Origin of the sequence: Myxococcus llanfairpwllgwyngyllgogerychwyrndrobwllllantysiliogogogochensis (genome assembly GCF_006636215.1) — a bacterium.
Classification (GTDB): domain Bacteria; phylum Myxococcota; class Myxococcia; order Myxococcales; family Myxococcaceae; genus Myxococcus; species Myxococcus llanfairpwllgwyngyllgogerychwyrndrobwllllantysiliogogogochensis.
Window position 1 is genome coordinate 13,666 of record NZ_VIFM01000131.1, and the last position, 16,408, is coordinate 30,073.

Annotated in this window: 11 protein-coding genes; 3 read left to right on the top strand and 8 right to left on the bottom strand. The window is 68.1% G+C overall.

Going from position 1 to position 16,408, the window contains the following annotated elements:
- The first annotated feature begins 3 nt into the window (after positions 1-3).
- Positions 4-1,167, top strand: coding sequence for a His-Xaa-Ser system radical SAM maturase HxsC (gene hxsC, locus FJV41_RS28070; protein WP_141645642.1), 1,164 nt, complete (start codon positions 4-6; stop codon positions 1,165-1,167).
- A 1-nt stretch (position 1,168) separates the two neighbouring features.
- Here the strand turns inward: hxsC and FJV41_RS28075 are convergent, their stop codons facing one another.
- From FJV41_RS28075 to FJV41_RS28090, 4 genes are all read right to left on the bottom strand, one after another.
- The gene (locus tag FJV41_RS28075) at positions 1,169-1,948 is read right to left on the bottom strand and encodes an SDR family NAD(P)-dependent oxidoreductase (RefSeq protein WP_141645643.1); all 780 of its coding nucleotides are present in this window, start codon (positions 1,946-1,948) and stop codon (positions 1,169-1,171) included.
- Positions 1,948-2,619: an SDR family oxidoreductase gene (locus FJV41_RS28080; RefSeq protein ID WP_141645644.1), complete on the bottom strand. Its 672-nt coding sequence runs from the start codon at positions 2,617-2,619 to the stop codon at positions 1,948-1,950. The genes FJV41_RS28075 and FJV41_RS28080 overlap by 1 nt, the downstream gene beginning before the upstream one ends.
- A gap of 210 nt (positions 2,620-2,829) precedes the next feature.
- Positions 2,830-4,620, bottom strand: coding sequence for a hypothetical protein (locus FJV41_RS28085; protein WP_141645645.1), 1,791 nt, complete (start codon positions 4,618-4,620; stop codon positions 2,830-2,832).
- Between the two features lie 1,255 nt (positions 4,621-5,875).
- The gene (locus FJV41_RS28090) at positions 5,876-6,475 is read right to left on the bottom strand and encodes a TetR/AcrR family transcriptional regulator (protein ID WP_141645646.1); all 600 of its coding nucleotides are present in this window, start codon (positions 6,473-6,475) and stop codon (positions 5,876-5,878) included.
- Positions 6,476-6,560: 85 nt separating this feature from the next.
- Here FJV41_RS28090 and FJV41_RS28095 point away from each other — a divergent pair, with 85 nt between their 5' ends.
- Positions 6,561-7,025 carry a nuclear transport factor 2 family protein gene (locus tag FJV41_RS28095; RefSeq protein ID WP_141645647.1) on the top strand — a complete coding sequence of 155 codons (465 nt, stop codon included), beginning with the start codon at positions 6,561-6,563 and terminating at the stop codon, positions 7,023-7,025.
- 205 nt (positions 7,026-7,230) lie between these two features.
- Here FJV41_RS28095 and FJV41_RS28100 read toward each other — a convergent pair whose 3' ends face one another.
- The 3 genes from FJV41_RS28100 to FJV41_RS28110 form a co-directional block, all read right to left on the bottom strand.
- Entirely contained in the window at positions 7,231-9,843 is a 2,613-nt protein-coding gene (locus tag FJV41_RS28100) for an SRPBCC family protein (RefSeq protein ID WP_141645648.1), read from the bottom strand.
- 438 nt (positions 9,844-10,281) lie between these two features.
- Positions 10,282-11,037: an SIMPL domain-containing protein gene (locus FJV41_RS28105; protein WP_141645649.1), complete on the bottom strand. Its 756-nt coding sequence runs from the start codon at positions 11,035-11,037 to the stop codon at positions 10,282-10,284.
- Between the two features lie 156 nt (positions 11,038-11,193).
- Positions 11,194-11,838: a hemerythrin domain-containing protein gene (locus tag FJV41_RS28110; protein ID WP_141645650.1), complete on the bottom strand. Its 645-nt coding sequence runs from the start codon at positions 11,836-11,838 to the stop codon at positions 11,194-11,196.
- A gap of 438 nt (positions 11,839-12,276) precedes the next feature.
- Between FJV41_RS28110 and FJV41_RS28115 the strand changes: the two genes are divergently transcribed.
- A complete protein-coding gene (locus FJV41_RS28115; RefSeq protein WP_246137459.1) occupies positions 12,277-13,260 on the top strand; it encodes a PDR/VanB family oxidoreductase in 984 nt (327 codons plus the stop codon).
- Here the strand turns inward: FJV41_RS28115 and FJV41_RS52515 are convergent.
- On the bottom strand, positions 13,211-16,408 hold a 3,198-nt coding region (locus FJV41_RS52515), incomplete at its 5' end, for a hybrid sensor histidine kinase/response regulator (RefSeq protein WP_181790990.1). The two genes, FJV41_RS28115 and FJV41_RS52515, sit on opposite strands and share 50 nt — an antisense overlap.

A 16,408-nucleotide genomic window follows, 5' to 3' on the forward strand; every position in this document is an offset into this window, starting at 1 on the left:
GCCATGCCCGCCCTGGACCTCGCATCTACCGGGCTGAAGTCCCTTTCGGAGCGCTCACCCGAGCCATTCATCGGTCGCATCCGCGAGCAGCCAGACCTTCCGGAGTCCGAACGCGGACGGGAGATTCTCCTCGTCCGACGTCCGCTGGCGCACCTTCCTCCGGGCTTCCGGGGGTATCTCCTACTGGATGACGGCTCGGTGAGTCCGGGACTGCGGGACGTCTACGTCCTGGCCCCCGGGCTGCGCTACCTCGCCGAAGGGGACGTGGTCCGCATCCATCCCGAGCGAGGAGCCCTGGCGACGCTGTATCGCCGCGCGTCTCCGTCGAACACGTTCCTGGTGACGGAGCGCTGCGACAACAACTGCCTGATGTGCTCCCAGCCACCTCGCAAGCAGGATGACTCCTGGCTCGTCGATGAGCTGATGGCCACTCTCCCGCTCATCTCCCCGGAGACTCGCGAGCTTGGAATCACGGGCGGCGAGCCGAGCCTGCTCAAGGGACGTCTCCTCGAGCTCCTGGAGCGGATGAAGGGTTACCTGCCCCAGACCTCGGTCCATATCCTGACCAACGGACGCGGCTTCGCGGACGCCGAACTGGCACGCGCGGTGGCGAAAGTTCAGCACCCCGACCTCATGCTGGGGATACCGCTCTACTCGGACCTGCCCGAGGAGCATGACTACGTCGTGCAGGCCTTGGGCGCGTTCGATGACACCCTCCGGGGTATCCTCCACCTCAAGCGCGCCCGCGTGCGCGTGGAGCTGCGTTGTGTCGTCCACGCGCAGACGTACTCGCGCCTGCCTCAACTCGCTGACTTCATCACGCGCAACTTGTTGTTCGTCGACCATGTCGCGCTGATGGGGCTGGAGCTGATGGGGTTCGCCAGGACGAACCTCGGAATGCTCTGGGTGGACCCGCTCGACTACCAGGCCCAGCTCACCGCCGCTGTCAGGACGCTGAGCCGCGCGGGGCTCAACACGTCCATCTACAACCACCAGCTCTGCACCTTGCCCGCCGAGCTTCATCCCTTCGCGAGAAAAAGCATCTCCGACTGGAAGAACGTCTACACCGAGGACTGCGAGGGCTGCGTGCGGCGGGATGCCTGCGGCGGGTTCTTCGCTTCAGGCGTCCTGAAGCGAAGCCGAGGCATCCAGCCCTTCCGAGACTGAGTCAGAACGCGGGCAGGTCCGACGCCAGGTGCGCCGACAGGCCGCCATCCATCACCACGGCACTGCCATTCACGTAGCCACTGAAGGGCCCGACGAGGAAGGACACCATCCCCGCCACCTCCTCCGGCGTCCCGAACCGCTTCACGGGGATTCGCTCCAGCAGTCGCGCGCGCACGGCCGGGTCCGCCTTCGCCAGCATCTCCGTGTCGATGTAGCCCGGGCAGAGCGCGTTGCAGGTGATGCCATACGCCCCCCACTCGGCGGCGATGGCCTTCGAGTAGCCCACCACCGCGTGCTTGGTCGCCGCATAGGTGGACGACTGCGCCCCACCAAAGAGCCCCATGATGGACGCGATGTTCACGATGCGCCCGTACCCCTGGGCCTTCATGCGCGGCAGGGCCCACTGACACAGGTTGCGCACGCCCTTCACATTCACGTCGAACAACTGCTCCCACTCGGCGGCGCTCACCTCGTCCACTCGGTGGAACGGTCCACCCACCCCCGCGTTGTTCACGAGCACTCGCGGCACCCCCAGCTTCGCCTCGAGCCGTGAGAGCGCCACACCCACCGCGCCCTCGTCCGCCAAATCACAGGCCAACGGCCACACACGCCCCCCAGCCGCGGTCAGCCGCTCCTGGAGTCGCGTCAGCGCCGCCTCGTCCCGCGCCAGCAGGACCACCTCGAACCCCTGCCGCGCCAGCTCGGTGGCGATGGCCGCGCCAATCCCGCGACTGGCTCCAGTGACGACCGCGACAGGGGCCTGCTTCGACTGCGTCTCCATCAGAGGACACCTCGGGGAGGGACGAGGCGAACCTCGTCGACCCGTACGTTCAACGGCTTGGTGGAAATCTCCCAGATACACTGCGCCACGTCGTCCACCGAGAGCATGTCCGAGGGACTGAACTCCGGCCGGGACCTCCAGAAGGACGTGTAGACCGCCCCCAGGGACAGGAGCGTCGCCCGGATGCCGAGCGCCTTGCCCTCCTCGTTCAAGACCCCGGTCAGCCCTCGCACCCCGTGCTTGGACGCCGCATAGGCCCCATTCATCGGCAAGGTGAGGTGGTCGCTCACGGACCCGAGGTGGATGAGCCGCCCCCCACCTCGGGGCTTCATCCTCCGGAACGCCTCGCGCGCACACAGGAACGTCCCCGTCAGGTTCACCTCCAGACTCTTGCGCCAGTCCTCGAGCGTCAGCTCGTGGAGCGGAGCGAAGACGCCAAACCCCGAGCAGTTGACCAGCACCGAGATGGGACCGAGCCCCGCCTCCGCCTTGTCGAACATCGACACCACGGAGTCCTCACGCGTGACGTCCACGTGCACCGCGTCCTCGGTCTCCGTCGCCACGTCGTTCGCGGCGCAGAGGACCTTCAGGCCCTCCGCACGCAGCTTGTGCGTGACGGCCCGGCCGATGTCGCCCGTGCCTCCGACGACGATGACATTCCGACCACTCACGTGCCGTGCCCTCTCCTGGACTCACCCTCGCGAGGCGGGGAGTATGTCGGACCGGCACAAGAAAGGGGCCCCCGTGTCACTGCCCCCACGCGTGTCCACCCGCGGCGGGGAGTCAGGCCACCGGCCACACACGCCTTCGGACGAGGGCCCGGGCCCAGGAGCCGCCCCTGAAGCGGGACACTCCCGGGGACAGCCAGCCCTCCAGCCCGCTCAGGCCGCGTTGCCGCGCTGGCTCAGTCGGGTGCCTTCCGGCGAGTTGTCGATGTCCACCCCCAGCTCGTCCCGGAACACGTCCAGCAAGTAGGGCAGCACGCCAATGGTGCCCGCTCGCATCCGGTGGTGCAGCGCGAGGTCCTTGTTGGTGAGCCGCCGCTCCGGATGAGGACGCTTCAGCAGCGCGTTGGTCTCACGCTGGACATTCTCCAGCGCGAGGAGCGCCGAGCGCTCCAGCGTCAGATACTCCGCGGTGGCATCCGCGATGGCATCCGCGAGCTCCATGCGCGGCCCCGAGGTGGCTCCCGAGCGCTCACGGACCAGGCCCCTGAGGTGCTCGCGGGTGGTCTCGTACACCGCGTCATGCACGGGCGTGAAGACATCCTGCAAGCGAACCAACGACTCTTCCCGGAAGGTGCTCACACCGCGCTGGGCGCGGTCGAACATCTCGATGTAGCGAGCCTCCGCCCAGTTGCGCTGCGTCGCCGTGTGCAGGCGCGTGGGCCTCATCATCTCCCAGTCATGCGCCATCCGCTCGCGCATCCGGCCCCAGAACCCGTCGGACTCCCCTTCCACCTTGAACACCGCCGCGCGGATGTGCTCGTAGGCGCGACACATGTAGCTCCACAGGTTGAACTGGAGCGAGTAGAGCTGGAGCCCCAGCTGCCCGTAGTCCACTCCCGGGACGATGTCGTTCGCCCACTCGAAGGGAGTCGGAGGCTCACCGGCCACGGGCCTGCCATCCATCAGCGTCTGGAAGTACTCCTCCATCAGGTTCGGAGGCCCGGCGCACACCCCTCGGGTCGACAGGTAGTGGTTGTCGCGGTCCGACACGTAGAGCAGCTCGGCCGAGGAGATGGGCGTGTCGTACGTCATCGGCTCCTCCGGGAGGAAGAGCATGAAGGCCGCCACCATCCGCACGCCGTCCGTCACCCGGTAGATGTTCGACAGGACCGGGTCCAGCGTGCCGTTGGGCACCGGGTCGTTCGCGCGCATCAACATGAAGGAGGGCACCGCGAGCACGGCACACGCCACCGCGTGCAGGTCGCCCATCCGCCAGCGTCCGTCCGGAAGCACGGTGTCATCGCGCAGGAACGCCCGACGCACCGCGAGCACCGCGTGCATCATCGGCTTCCAGTGCTTCATCATCGACTTGAGCGCCGTCACGTTCATCGGCGCGCTGTTCCGGTAGCGACTGCCCGCGAAGTGACAGGCCTTGAACTCCGTCTCCACCTTCATGCGCATGGCTTCGGGGAAGACGTTGCTCTCCCCGATGTGCCGCCCCTCCGCGTCGATGGCGGGGTGCGCGATGCGATACACCGGGAGCATCGCCTCCAGGAAGCCCAGCTCCAGGGGGACTCCCGTGAGCTTCCGCATGACGTCGGACGCATCCGGGTTCCACCACATCGGCTCCGTGGGAGCCTCCCGCCGCGCCTCGAACGCCAGGTACTTCCGATGCGTCTCGCTGTCGAAGGCGAGCGTCGGGGGCTCGCGCGACACGATGCCCTCGGCCAGCAGCGCCTCGAGCAGCTCCTTCACGCGCTCCCAGGGGTACGGCTCTCCCGGCGTCCACCGCGTGGCGGCCCCCGCCATGAAGGAGTCCTCGAGGCAGAGCTGCTCTCCAAAGGAGTGCAGGTCCAGCTCCTCGATGTAGATCTCCTTGGTGCCGTAATAGATGTGCAGCTCTCGCTGGCCCTCGGATGAGTTCAGGTACTCCTTGATGAAGCGACGCCGCATGGGCACGTACAGCGTCTCATGGGGGTCCAGCGACACCGCGTCCAGACTCACGTGGCAACTCCTCGAAGGCCCTGAATGAAACAGTCGCCAGCAGCCGGTATCCGGTCCGCTGGCGACTGAAGTCAGCTCATCGCTCAGAAGTCGAGAGGAGCAGCGACGATGATGCCGCCGCCACAGCCACGACCACCGATGACGGTGCCATCGTCAGCCTGCATCGGACCTGCACGAACGCGAGTCTTGATCTTCATGGACTGCTCCTTGTGCGTGTGTGAGGACTGGCTTTCCGATTCACGCGAGGAACAAACCTCGCGGACCCGGGATGTGAATTGAAGCCGGATTGTTACTTGCCGTCAAGTTGCACAAGCTTCGTGGATTTCAAATGCAACACGAACAATGGGCAGGCCTCCCGCATCGTCGCGAGCTGTCGAAAGCGAGGATGGCGCGATGCGCCACCTTCCACGTCCCTCATGCAAACAGTCGCCGGCAGGCGAGACACCACCCGCCGGCGACTGAAGTCAGCTCACAGCGGTCAGATGTCGAGCGGCGCGGCGATGATGATGCCGCCGCCACAGCCACGGCCACCGGAGGTGGCGATAGGTCCAGCGCGAACGCGGGTCTTGATCTTCATGGACGGCTCCTTGATGTGAGTGAGGACTGGCTTTCCGATTCACGCGAGGGACAGTCCTCACGGACCCGGAGTATCAATTGAAACCGGTCGACAACTTGACGTCAAGTTGCAGCAGCCATTCGGGGGCTCCATGCAATGGCCATGACGAGATGCAGCGCAATCACTGCCTCATTACTGGAATTCCTGCATCATGGACCCAACTATTGAGACCTGAAAAACAAGTTTATCCAGGCGGCGTCAAGATTGACGATGCCGCGATGCGGCACCTGCGAAACAAAAACAGTCGCCAACAGACGACACGCGGCCTGCTGGCGACTGAAGTCAGCTCACCGCGGACGGACGACTCGATGGGGCGGCGATGACGATGCCACCACCACAGCCAAGGACAGGGTCGGCACGGACGCGGGTCTTGAGCTGCATGGACTGCATCTGGGTCAGAGAGGACTGACTTTCCAGCTCACGCGAGGAGCAGGCCTCACGGACTCGAAGCATCAATTGAAGCGGGATGATTCCGGGAGGTCAAGTCGCGGCGGTGCTTTGCAGCCCCCCGTCATGGCCTCGACTCCGAGGATGCCACCCATCGGGTGATATCGCGGCGGCGACGAAACCCTCCGCAATGCCTCCCAAACAAGCGCCCACCAGCACAGGCCCTTGCGAGGCTGCTTGTTCGCGGCGCGGTCAACGTCTCGCGGTGGGTCGAATGCCGTCGAAGAGGAGCGTGAGCATGCGCTGGCGGAAGGGTTCGCTCCACGCATCCGTGAGCGCTCCCTGGCAGAGCGCGGCGAGCAGGGCGACCAGTTCGGTGGGGAGCAGGTCGCCGCGGACGGTGCCCGCCTTCTGGGCGCGCTCGAGCAGTACGTCGATGGCGGGCCGGAGGCGCGTCAGGGCGTCGCCGACGCGGACCTGGACCCCGGTTTCGGCGAGCCGGGCGAGCACGGCCCTGTTCCGGGCGCTGACGGCCATGACGCGGGTGCAGAACTCGAACAGGGCGGTGACCGCGCCCTGATTTTCGACCATCGCGTCGACCTCCGTGATGAGGCGGTCCAGCAGGTTCATCACCACGGCTTGGAGCAGGTCGGGTTTGGTCGGGAAGTGCCGGAACACGGTGCCAATCGCGACGCCGGCGTGAGCGGCCACGGCCTCGGTCGAGGCGGACGCCCCCTGCTCGGCGAACACGGCCTCGGCCGCCTCCAGGATGCTCGCGCGATTGCGGCGGGCGTCCGCACGAACGGCTTTGTCCCCACCACCACCGGAAGGCGGCACACCGCTCCGAGCCATCAGTCCTCCATCCTTCCTTGCGAAAATGAGTATGACTCATTATTTATCCTGAGTCGCACTCATCTTTTAATCGGGAGGTTCGACCATGTCACCCTCGGCGGCCGGCACAGCAGGTCCACTCACCGTCTACCAGCGCATGCAGGAAGCACTCGTCGGAGACGGCGCCACGCTCCTCCCCGCCGAGCTGCTGGCCGAGGATGTCGTGGTCGAGACGCCCTTCTCCCCTCCGGGCATGCGACGCCATGAGGGCCGCGAGGCGTGGCTGGCGTTCTACCGGGCCCGGAGCGCGGTCCTGCCGGTGCGGTTCGAGCAGTTCCGCGAGCTGGCCACTCACCAGACCCACGACCCCGAGGTCATCGTCGTCGAGTACGAGCTGGCGGGGACGGTCACCACCACCGGCCTGCGCGCCTCGGCGACCCTCATTGGCGTGCTGCGGGTCCGCGACGGACTGATTCAGCACTGGCGCGAGTACCAGGACATCCTGGCGATCAGCGCGGCGCTGAAACTCACGCCCCAGGACCTCGGCGGAGCTGGCACGCCCGCCCCGTAGCCCCCGGCGCGCGACACTTCGCCCGCGTCAGGCACCTCGCGCGGCATGAAGCCCACCGCGACACGTGACGGGAACCGCCCCCGGTCGAGCGCACGCGTGAAGACACCATCGACTGGCAATGGCGGAGCGTGGGCCTGAAAACAGAACGGCGGACGGGCTCGCGGCCCGTCCGCCCATTCACGTCACCGTCAATCAGACGAGGCGCTCACCAACACACGTACTCTTTACCGCCATCGAAGTCGCTCAGCTCGATGCCGCACCCACCGGTGCGCCACACGTTGGCGGGCTTCGGGGTCACCGGCACCTCGGTGACCGTCGTGGCCGTCGGCCAGAACTTGCGGCAGTAGTTGAGGTCATACACGTTCGCGCCCGTCGAGCAATCCGAGTCGGCGAGCCAACCGCCGCCCGGGCTCTTGTGCAGATTGACCTTGCCCCACCAGGTGGAGATGCGGCCGAGCTCGGGGCCCGCCTGTCTGCACTGGCAAGCGGGACGGGACTCGGTGCGCGTGATGGCGAGGTCCACGTCGAGGATGTCTCGCACCGAGCCGCGACGGTTCTTGAAATGGAGGCGCACGGTCTTCAGCTCGTCGGCCTGCGCGCCATTGGCGCACGAGAGCGTGAGCGGAAATTCAGCGTAGGCGAACTCGGGCTTGGAGAAGGCGTCGGCCTCCCTGCCACTGATTGACAGCGTCGTCTCCACGCGCCGCGCACAGGGAACGGTGACGTTCGCAAGCGTGCTGTACTGTGGCGGCGTCTCCCAGGTCGGTGCGCTGTGTTTGACGAGGAAGTTGCGCGACGCCTCCTTTCCGCCGATGCGGAATTTGAGGTCAAAGTTGCCGACGGCCCCCGAGACTTGACGCGCACGAAGCATCTTCACCGAGACCTGGCACGGCGTGACCGCGCCCTCCGTCGCTTCCACGTGCCCGAAGTTCAGGTTTGTCAGCGTGGTGCGCGTACCCAGGTCGACGACGTGCTTCGGATTGCTCGTGTTGCCACCGAACAGCTTCACCTCGGTCGTGGTGAAGAACGTGTCTTGCGTCGGCGGGCACGTGAGGTTGAGGCTGAACTGGCTGTTGCCTTTGTCATTGCGACCGATTCCGAAGAGGAAGTCGATCTCCTCGAGCCTGACGGGGATGGTCTGGCTCATCGTGCCGCCGTACGGCACGTTGTAGGTCGCGATGGGACTGGTGTACCACTGGCGAAGGTCTTTCGAGGTTCCCTCGCGGATACCGAACGCATTGCTGAGAGTCGGCATGGGGATGTCCACCACCGGGAACCCGGGGGGCGACACTTCGCCGAAGAATTGGCCTTTGCGATCAAACGCAGGCGAGTCGCGGTGGGTGAGGCTTTCGAGGAAGAGGTCGAACTTGCACGGAACGGTCGGCGTTCCGGCGGGCGGCGCGCAGGCCGGCGCGGTCCCGAGGTCGGTGGACGTCGCGCAGCGGTTGCCCACGCGGGCCTCGACGGTAAAGTCGGCCTCGTGCTTCACGCGGCCGCGCCTGTTCTTGAACTGCATCTTCTGCGTCATCTTCACGGGCGCCCCGCCCGGACAATTGAGGGGCAGCGTAAAGGTGACCGAGCCCTTCTCATCAGGCCCCCAGCGGTCCTCCTCGGTCGCCGCCACGGTCACGTTCACGAACTTCGTCGAGCCGCACGGGACGGGCACGGTGGCGACCGTCTTGTTGATGCCCACCTCGTAGCCGACGGGGAGCTTCTCCGGTGCGATGTACTTGTCCACGAGTTCCACCTTCCCGGCGCCCGCGTCGACGGTGATGTTTCGGACCTCCATGCGGCGGTCAAAGGCAGATGCCGAGGTCGGCTTGAAGCTGATCAGGCGCACTTCGTAGGCACAGTCGGTCGTCCTCCCGTTGCCCGATGCGCATGCGCACGACGAGTTCGTTTCCACCGACGGGATGTCCGACGGCGCGAGGGAGATCACCTCCGGGGGAGTGAGCGGCGTCATGGTATTGGTGCTGTCGTCCGCATCGCCCGGGTCGTCGGTCGCCGAGGCACAGGTCGTGCCGTTATCAAGGCAGGTGTAGACGTCGGACTCGGGCGTATTGCAGTCGTCCTGTTGGTCCCAAATACCCGTGGCGCTGGTGCAGAGGGTCGGCCCCTCGTAGCAATACGCATATTCGGTAGGGCACGGCATCGTCGTGCCGTTCGCCGAGGCGCACCTGGCGATGTCGCACTCGGTTGCGCAGTTCACCTCGACGCCGCTCGCGGTGTAACAGCGGGCCGGCGGGCAGTTCTGCGACGCATTCGCGCTGCTGGCGCAGTGGACCGCGACGTTGTTGATGTCGCGGCAGGTGACCGCTCCACAGCCAGAGATGCAGTCGACCGCGGCGCCGGACGGGTTGTAGCAAGACACCGCCGGAAGCGTGGACGGAGTCACTGGGGGCGCGGGAGGAATGGTGCCGGTCGAGTTCCAGGCATTGGCGGGCTGATTGTTGATGGCCGCCCAGAAGCGGGTGTCCATCGGGACCACGCCGTTTGCCCACCAGTGCCAGCCACCCTGTCCGTCATGGAACTCGGCCATCCGGAAGCCGGCACCGAACTGCGACGCGCAGAGTGCGTCGGCGGTGGCCCGCGAGCCGAGCACCGACCCGGCGAGCGGCGCCGTCAGCTTCACCTCACCCGCGGCCCAGCCATTGTAGAAGTCCACGACGAGGCCCGCGGGCACGGGGCGACCGTCCTGGCGGAGGCAAAGCATGGGAAGGAGGGTGTCGATGGTGGTGTCACCTGAGTACACGTTGGTGATGTCATCTCCACCCACGAGCGTGAGGTTCGGCCGCTGCTCCAGGAGCCGCCACGTCATCGCGCGCCGATAGTTCGAGGAGAGGCCCTGGAGCTGGCTCCCGGACGGCTCCCCCTCGCGCGGCTTGATGGATGACTCCGCCAGCGTGTCTCCACCACAGCCGGAGAGCCCCGCGGTAAGCCCCACGCCCAACAACGCCAGGATGAGTCCCATCCGCCTCGTGGACGAGACGGTTTGCTTCTGACCATTCATGAAGGTGTGTCCTCTGTGCCCGGGAGTCACACGCGCTTCGCGGTGTTCTCGGATACTCTTGAAAATGCCCGAGCCCCGGGAGGTCGCGCGCTTTCTTCGCCGACCCTTGCTTTCAAGAGGCGTCCACATCGCCGTGGCAGGCATCAGGCCGTCCGGCGGGCTATCATCACGCACCCACGTAAAAGCCCCGTGGCACCTTGCTGGCGCCACGGGGCTCGCGCTTCCTTGATGTTGCCGGGCGACTGGCTAGCGCAGGGGCTCGATGACGTAGATGAGCGTCACCTTCGCCTGCACCGTCTGCTCTTCCGGCTGGATGGGCGTGGTCCCTCGGGCATCCGCGGACTCCGCCATCGCGAAGCGCGCCGGGTACATCTGCGGCGGCTCCGTCACCGTGCTCGCGTCCACCACCGCGCCCAGCTTCACGTTCAGCGCCGCCGCCAGCACCTCGGCGGACTTGCGCGCGCGCGCCACCGCCTGCCGCAGCGCCTCACCCTGGACCGCGTCCTGCTTCGCCAGCCCGAAGCGCACCTGGTCCACCCGGTTCGCCCCCGCCGCCAGCGCCTGGTCCAGCAAGCTCCCCACCCGCGAGAGCTCCGTGAGGTGCACGCTCACCAGGTTGCTCACCCGGTACCCCTTGAGCTTCGGCTCCGTCTCGTTCGGCGCCGGGGGCCCGTAGTCCGGGTACACCGAGTAGTTGCGCGTCTGGATTTCCTTCCGCGCGATGCCCGCCGACGTCAGCGCCGCAATCACCTTCTCCATCTTCTTCGCGTTCTGCTCCCCCGCCGCCTTCGCGGTGGCCGCCAGCGTCTCCACCGTCAGGTCGATGAAGGCCTCGTCCGGCTGCGCCTTCACCTCGCCCGTACCCTCCACGCGCAGGGTGCGCACGGCCGGGTCCAACGGCGGGCGCGGCGCGGACAGCGGCTGAGGCTGAGCGGAGGCCCCCAGCGCGGTGAGCAGCACGGCGGTGAGCAACATGGAACGAATGGGTCGAGCGTGAAGCATGGCGCCTCCTGGGGCGGGATTCCGGTACGGCGGGTGTCGTGATGACGCTGCCTTACTCCTCAGGACGGGGCCTGCCACCCAACATTCACGCCCCTTCACGGCACCCGCCCTTCACGGGAGGGCGGAGCGCACCCCGCCCTCCCGCGAGCGCGGACCTCACGGACTCGCGGCGTCCCCTGCCTCGTACCCGGGGGCCGGGGGCTTCGGCGTCTTCTCGCCGCGCCCGGTGACTTCCCGCACCTTCGTCGTCGCCTTGCGGCGCGCGGCCCTCAGCGCGTCACGGCCGATGTCCATCACCGCCGACACCGCGCCCGCCACCAGGTTGGCCGGCGGCGTGTCCGGAGCCATCGGGTGCGGCCGGGTGGGGGCCGCCTGCTTGGCGCTCTCCAGCAACCCGCCGAGCTCCCGCAGCTCCTGTGGCCGGAAGGCCTTCTTCACCTCGGGGAAGAGCGTGCCCTCCTCCTCGAGCACGTGCGCGCGCACGTTCTCCATCAACACGTACACCTTCGCGTCGAAGCGCTCCGCCTCCGCGGGCAGTTCGTCCAGCTCCGACAGCACCCACTTCACCACGTGGTGCTCCTCCAGCGAGCGCAGCACCTCCTCCTTCATCGACTCCGAGCGCGTGCGCACCGCCGGGTAGAACACCTGCTCCTCGATGGCGGCGTGCACCGACAGTTCGAGCACCATCTGCTCCACCAGCTTGCGCTTGAGCTTGTGGGCATTGGCGCCCGCCTTCTCGAACCTGCGGAAGAGCTGCTCCACCGTCTTGTGGTCCGTCTTCAGCAACGCGATGGCATCCATGCTTGATTGCCTCCCTGGGGTTCTGGGGGCCGCGCATCCCCTCCATGGAGCGCAAGGCTCCAGGCGCGACATGTCCTGGATGGTGGGGATGACCTCGCCCTGATGCCGAAGCGACGGGAGAATGGCCCGCTCCCCCGCGACCCCGACAGGCGACCCTGGAGACCGCTCCCCCTGAGAACCGGAGGGATACATCCGGGTTCGCGCGAGCCCACCCTGGAGGCCTCGCCCCCCTGACAGGGAAGCACCGTGCTCAACGAGGGAACCGGATGCTCCTGGGTGACCCTTGGCCAGGCTCCGCTGTCCTGGCCGCCGTCGGGGAGGCGACGTGCCGACCGCCCCCCAGTCCAATCCCACGCGGAACCACCTCTGCTCAATCTCCGTCTCGGCGCCAAGGGTGGTGGGCCCGCTGCAGTTGCGGGACGGGGAGAGGGGAACGCAGTGAACACCGTGATGAATGATGCTCAGCGCGTGCGCGTAGCCCGGATTGCGACCGAGGCCGAGGACATCTTGTCGTACGAGCTGGTCCCGGAAGAAGGTGGCGAGCTGCCGGCTTTCGAGCCCGGCGCCCACCTGGACGTGCGCGTTCCCGGCAAGGACTCCGCGCTGCGCTCGTACTCACTCTGCAACGACGCGGAAGAGACACACCGGTACGTCATCGCCGTGCAGAAGGATGCGCGGGGCCGCGGCGGCTCGCGCGCCATGCACGAGCGCGTGCGGGAAGGCGACGTCCTGGTGGTCAGCACGCCGCGCAATGACTTTCCCTTGATGTTCGCGCGCAGCTACCTGCTGGTGGCGGGCGGCATCGGAATCACCCCGCTGCTGTCCATGGCGCGGCAGCTCCAGCGCACCGGGGCGAACTACGTCTTGTACTACTGCGTCCGCGCCCCCGAGCGCGCCGCGTTCCGCGAGCTCCTGTCCTCCGCGCCGTTCGCGGACCGGGTGCGCTTCCACTTCGACGGGGGAGACCCGAACAAGGGGCTCGACGTGTCGGGGCTGCTGTCCACGCGCGGGCCGGGCACGCGGCTGTACTGCTGCGGCCCGACGGGGTTGATGAAGGCCGTGCGCGAGGCCTCCACGCGCCACCGCTGGCCCTGGGAGAAGGTCCACTTCGAGTCCTTCGGCGCCGAAGGCAACAGCGTCGCCCTGGGCAAGGAGGACACCGACTTCGAGGTGACCATCCGCAGCACGGGTCAGGTGCTCAGCGTGCCCAAGGGCCAGTCGGTGCTCAACGTGCTGCGCCGCAATGGCCTGCGCGTGCCCAGCGACTGCGAGGCCGGCTCCTGTGGCACCTGCGTCACCCGCGTCTGCGAGGGACAGCCCGAGCACCGCGACACCTTCTTCCAGCAGGAGCCCGCCGGCGATGAGCGCATGCTCATCTGCGTGTCGCGCGCTCGCTCCAAGCGGCTGGTGCTGGATTTGTGACCAGGCGGGCTCGGGCCACCTCGGCCCGAACCAGCGCCCGCAGGGCCTCCGGGTCGAAGGGCTTCTCCACGCGCGGGTTCTCCACCCGCTCCAGGAAGGTGCGTGCCGTCGGAGTGAAGGCCCCTCCGGTGATGAACACCACCCGCTCCGCCACGGCCGGCGCCGTGCGCACGAGCGCCTCGTAGAGGTCCATCCCCGTCATCTCCGGCATCATCAGGTCGCACAGCACCACGTCGTAGCGCTGGGGCTCGGGCGCCACCAGTCGCTCCAGCGCCTGCCGCGCGCTCACCACCACGTCCACGTCGTTCTCTCGCGCCAGCGTGCGACGGATGGCCCCGCTCACCAGCGCGTCGTCGTCCACCACCAGCACCCGTCCCCGGACCGGCGGCGAGGTCTCGGCTCGGACGGGCTCCGTCATCACCGATGGCGTCCCGATGCGAGCGCCGGCGTCGAGAGGAGGGCTCGTCGGCGTCCGGGCCAGGGACTCCGGGGCCGTGATGGGAGCACGTGCCTCGGGGCTCACGCCACTCTCGGCGGGGAAGGGAGACACGGAGCCCGGGAGTCGTTCGGAGCCCGCGTCCATCACGAGGCCCGCTGCCGTGCGACGCGAAGCTGGGAAGCCAACGGGCTCGGACACCGGCGGGTAGCCCGTGGGTGAAGTATCGCGCTCCGTCGCCTGCCTGGCTCCGTGCGGTGACTCCCAGATGGTCGGGGAGCTCGTCGGTGAGGACGGGCGCTCCATCGCCGACCTCAGGCCCTGCGATGACTCAGGCACCGTCGGGTAGCCCGTGGGTGAGGACGCGCGCTCCATCGCCGACCGCATGCCCTGCGACGACTCAGGCACCACCGGGTAGCCCGTGGGCGAGGCCGTGCGCTCCAGCGCCGACCGCATGCCCTGCGACGACTCGGGCACCACCGGATAGGCCGTGCGCTCCAGCGCCGACCGCATGCCCTGCGACGACTCAGGCACCACCGGGTAGCCCGTGGGCGAGGCCGTGCGCTCCGTCGCGGACCGCATGCCCTGCGACGACTCGGGCACCACCGGGTAGCCCGTGGGCGAGGCCGTGCGCTCCAGCGCGGACAGCGTGTTCTGTGACGACTCGGGCACCACTGGATAGCCCGTGGGTGAGGACGTGCGCTCCCTCGTGGACCACGTGCCCTGTGCCGACTCGGACACCGTCGGATGGCCCTTGGGTGAGGTCTCGCGCTCTGTCACCGGCCTCGGCTCGGACACCGTGGCGTAGCCCGTCGGTGACGAGGGACGCTCCGTCACGGGGCGCGCGAGCGGAGCGGACTCGGGGACTGTCGGGTGGCCCAGGGGAGACGACGGACGCTCCGTCACGGACCGCGCCCCGGGCACCGTCGGGTAACCCGTGGGCGATGACGGACGCTCCCGCGCGGACCTCGACTCCGACTCCGCCGCGCGCTCACCCGAGCCTCGGACCGCGGCCCACCCGCTCCCCGACACCTGCCCTCGCGCATCCGACAACGAGTCCCGCGACCGCCCCCGCGCCTCCGAGCTCAAGGCCGCGCCCACTTCCCTCGCGCGACGCAACGTCACCCGGAACACCGAGCCGCGCCCCAGCTCACTCTCCACGGAGATGGTGCCACCCATCGCCGTCACGTACGCATGGCACAACGACAACCCCAGCCCCGTGCCCACGCCCACCGGCTTCGTCGTGTAGAACGGGTCGAAGATGCGCCCGAGCGACTCCGGTGAAATCCCGCTCCCCGTGTCGCGCACCTCCGCCACCACCCACCCGTCCGGCCCACCGCGCGTCACCAGGCGCACCTCGTTCTCCTCCGCCCGGCCCTCCGGCAACGCCTGCGCCGAGTTGATGAGCAGGTTCAGGAACACCTGCGCCAACCGCGCCTCGTTCCCCTCCACCCACGTCACGTCCCCGTAGTCGCGCACCACCTTCGCGCGCGGACGCAGCTCGCCCATCGCTATCTTCACCGCCGAGTCGAGCACCGCCCCCAGCTCCACCGGCCCCTGCTTCTCGTCGTCCGGCCGGGAGAAGGTCTTCAAGTCCCGGACGATGCGGCGCACCCGGTCCGCGCCATGCAACGCCTCGCGCAGCGCCTGCCCCACCTCGCGCAGTCGTGTCCCCGCGTCTCGCGCCTCTCCCAGCTCGCGCGCGAGCGCATCCGACTCCTCGCTCGCGTGCTCCAGGTTCGACACGATGTACGCCAGCGGATTGTTGATTTCGTGCCCCACGCCCGCCGCGAGCTGCCCCACCGCCGCCATCCTCCCCGCCTGGACGAGCTGCGCCTGCGTCTGCCGCAGCGTGCGCACGTTCGCCTCCAGCTCCTCATTCGCCCGCGCCAGCTCCCGCGTGCGCTCCTGCACGCGCGCCTCCAACCACCGCTCACGCGCCTTCAGCTGCCCCACGCGCAGCAGGTACACGCTGACGCCCAACATCCCCAGCCCCAGCACGAACAACACCCAGAAGTCCGTGCGCTGCCACAGGCTCGGCTCCAGCAGCACGTCCAGCGACACGGGCTCCGTCCAGCCACCGTCCCGGCCCTCCGCCTGCACCTCGAAGCGATAGCGCCCGGGCCGCAGCCCCGTGTACGTCGCCCGGCGAATCTCCGCGCGCACCCAGCCGTCGTCGTGCCCCACCAGTCGGTAGCGGAACGGCAACCGCACCGCGTCCCCAGGTGTGAAGGCCGTGAAGCGGATGTCCAGCCGCGAACCATCCGGCCGCAGCTCCACCGGGCCCGTCACCGGCACCAGCTCGCCCTGCACGCGCACTTCCTCGATGCGCACCTCGGGAGGCTGCCGGCTCGCGCGCACCCGCACCGGGTCCACGACGATGGCGCCCTGGATGGTGGTGAACCACAGCCGCCCGTCCTTGCCCCGCCACCCCGACGGCTGCGTGTTCCCGTTGCACTCCGCGGTGCGCATGCCGTCTGTCTGGTCGAACCCCATCACCGCCAGCCGCGAGCGGCGCCCCTCCGCCACCTCCTCCAGCTCACGCAGCGACACCCGGGACACACCCTTGTTGCTGCTCATCCACAGGTGGCCATCGCCGTCCGGGACGATGCTGAACACCGCGTCGTCGTAGAGCCCGTGCTGCGACACCGAGTAGCGCGTCCACGCGCCCCCCTTCCACCGCCCCAGCCCCGTCTCCGTGCCCACCCACAC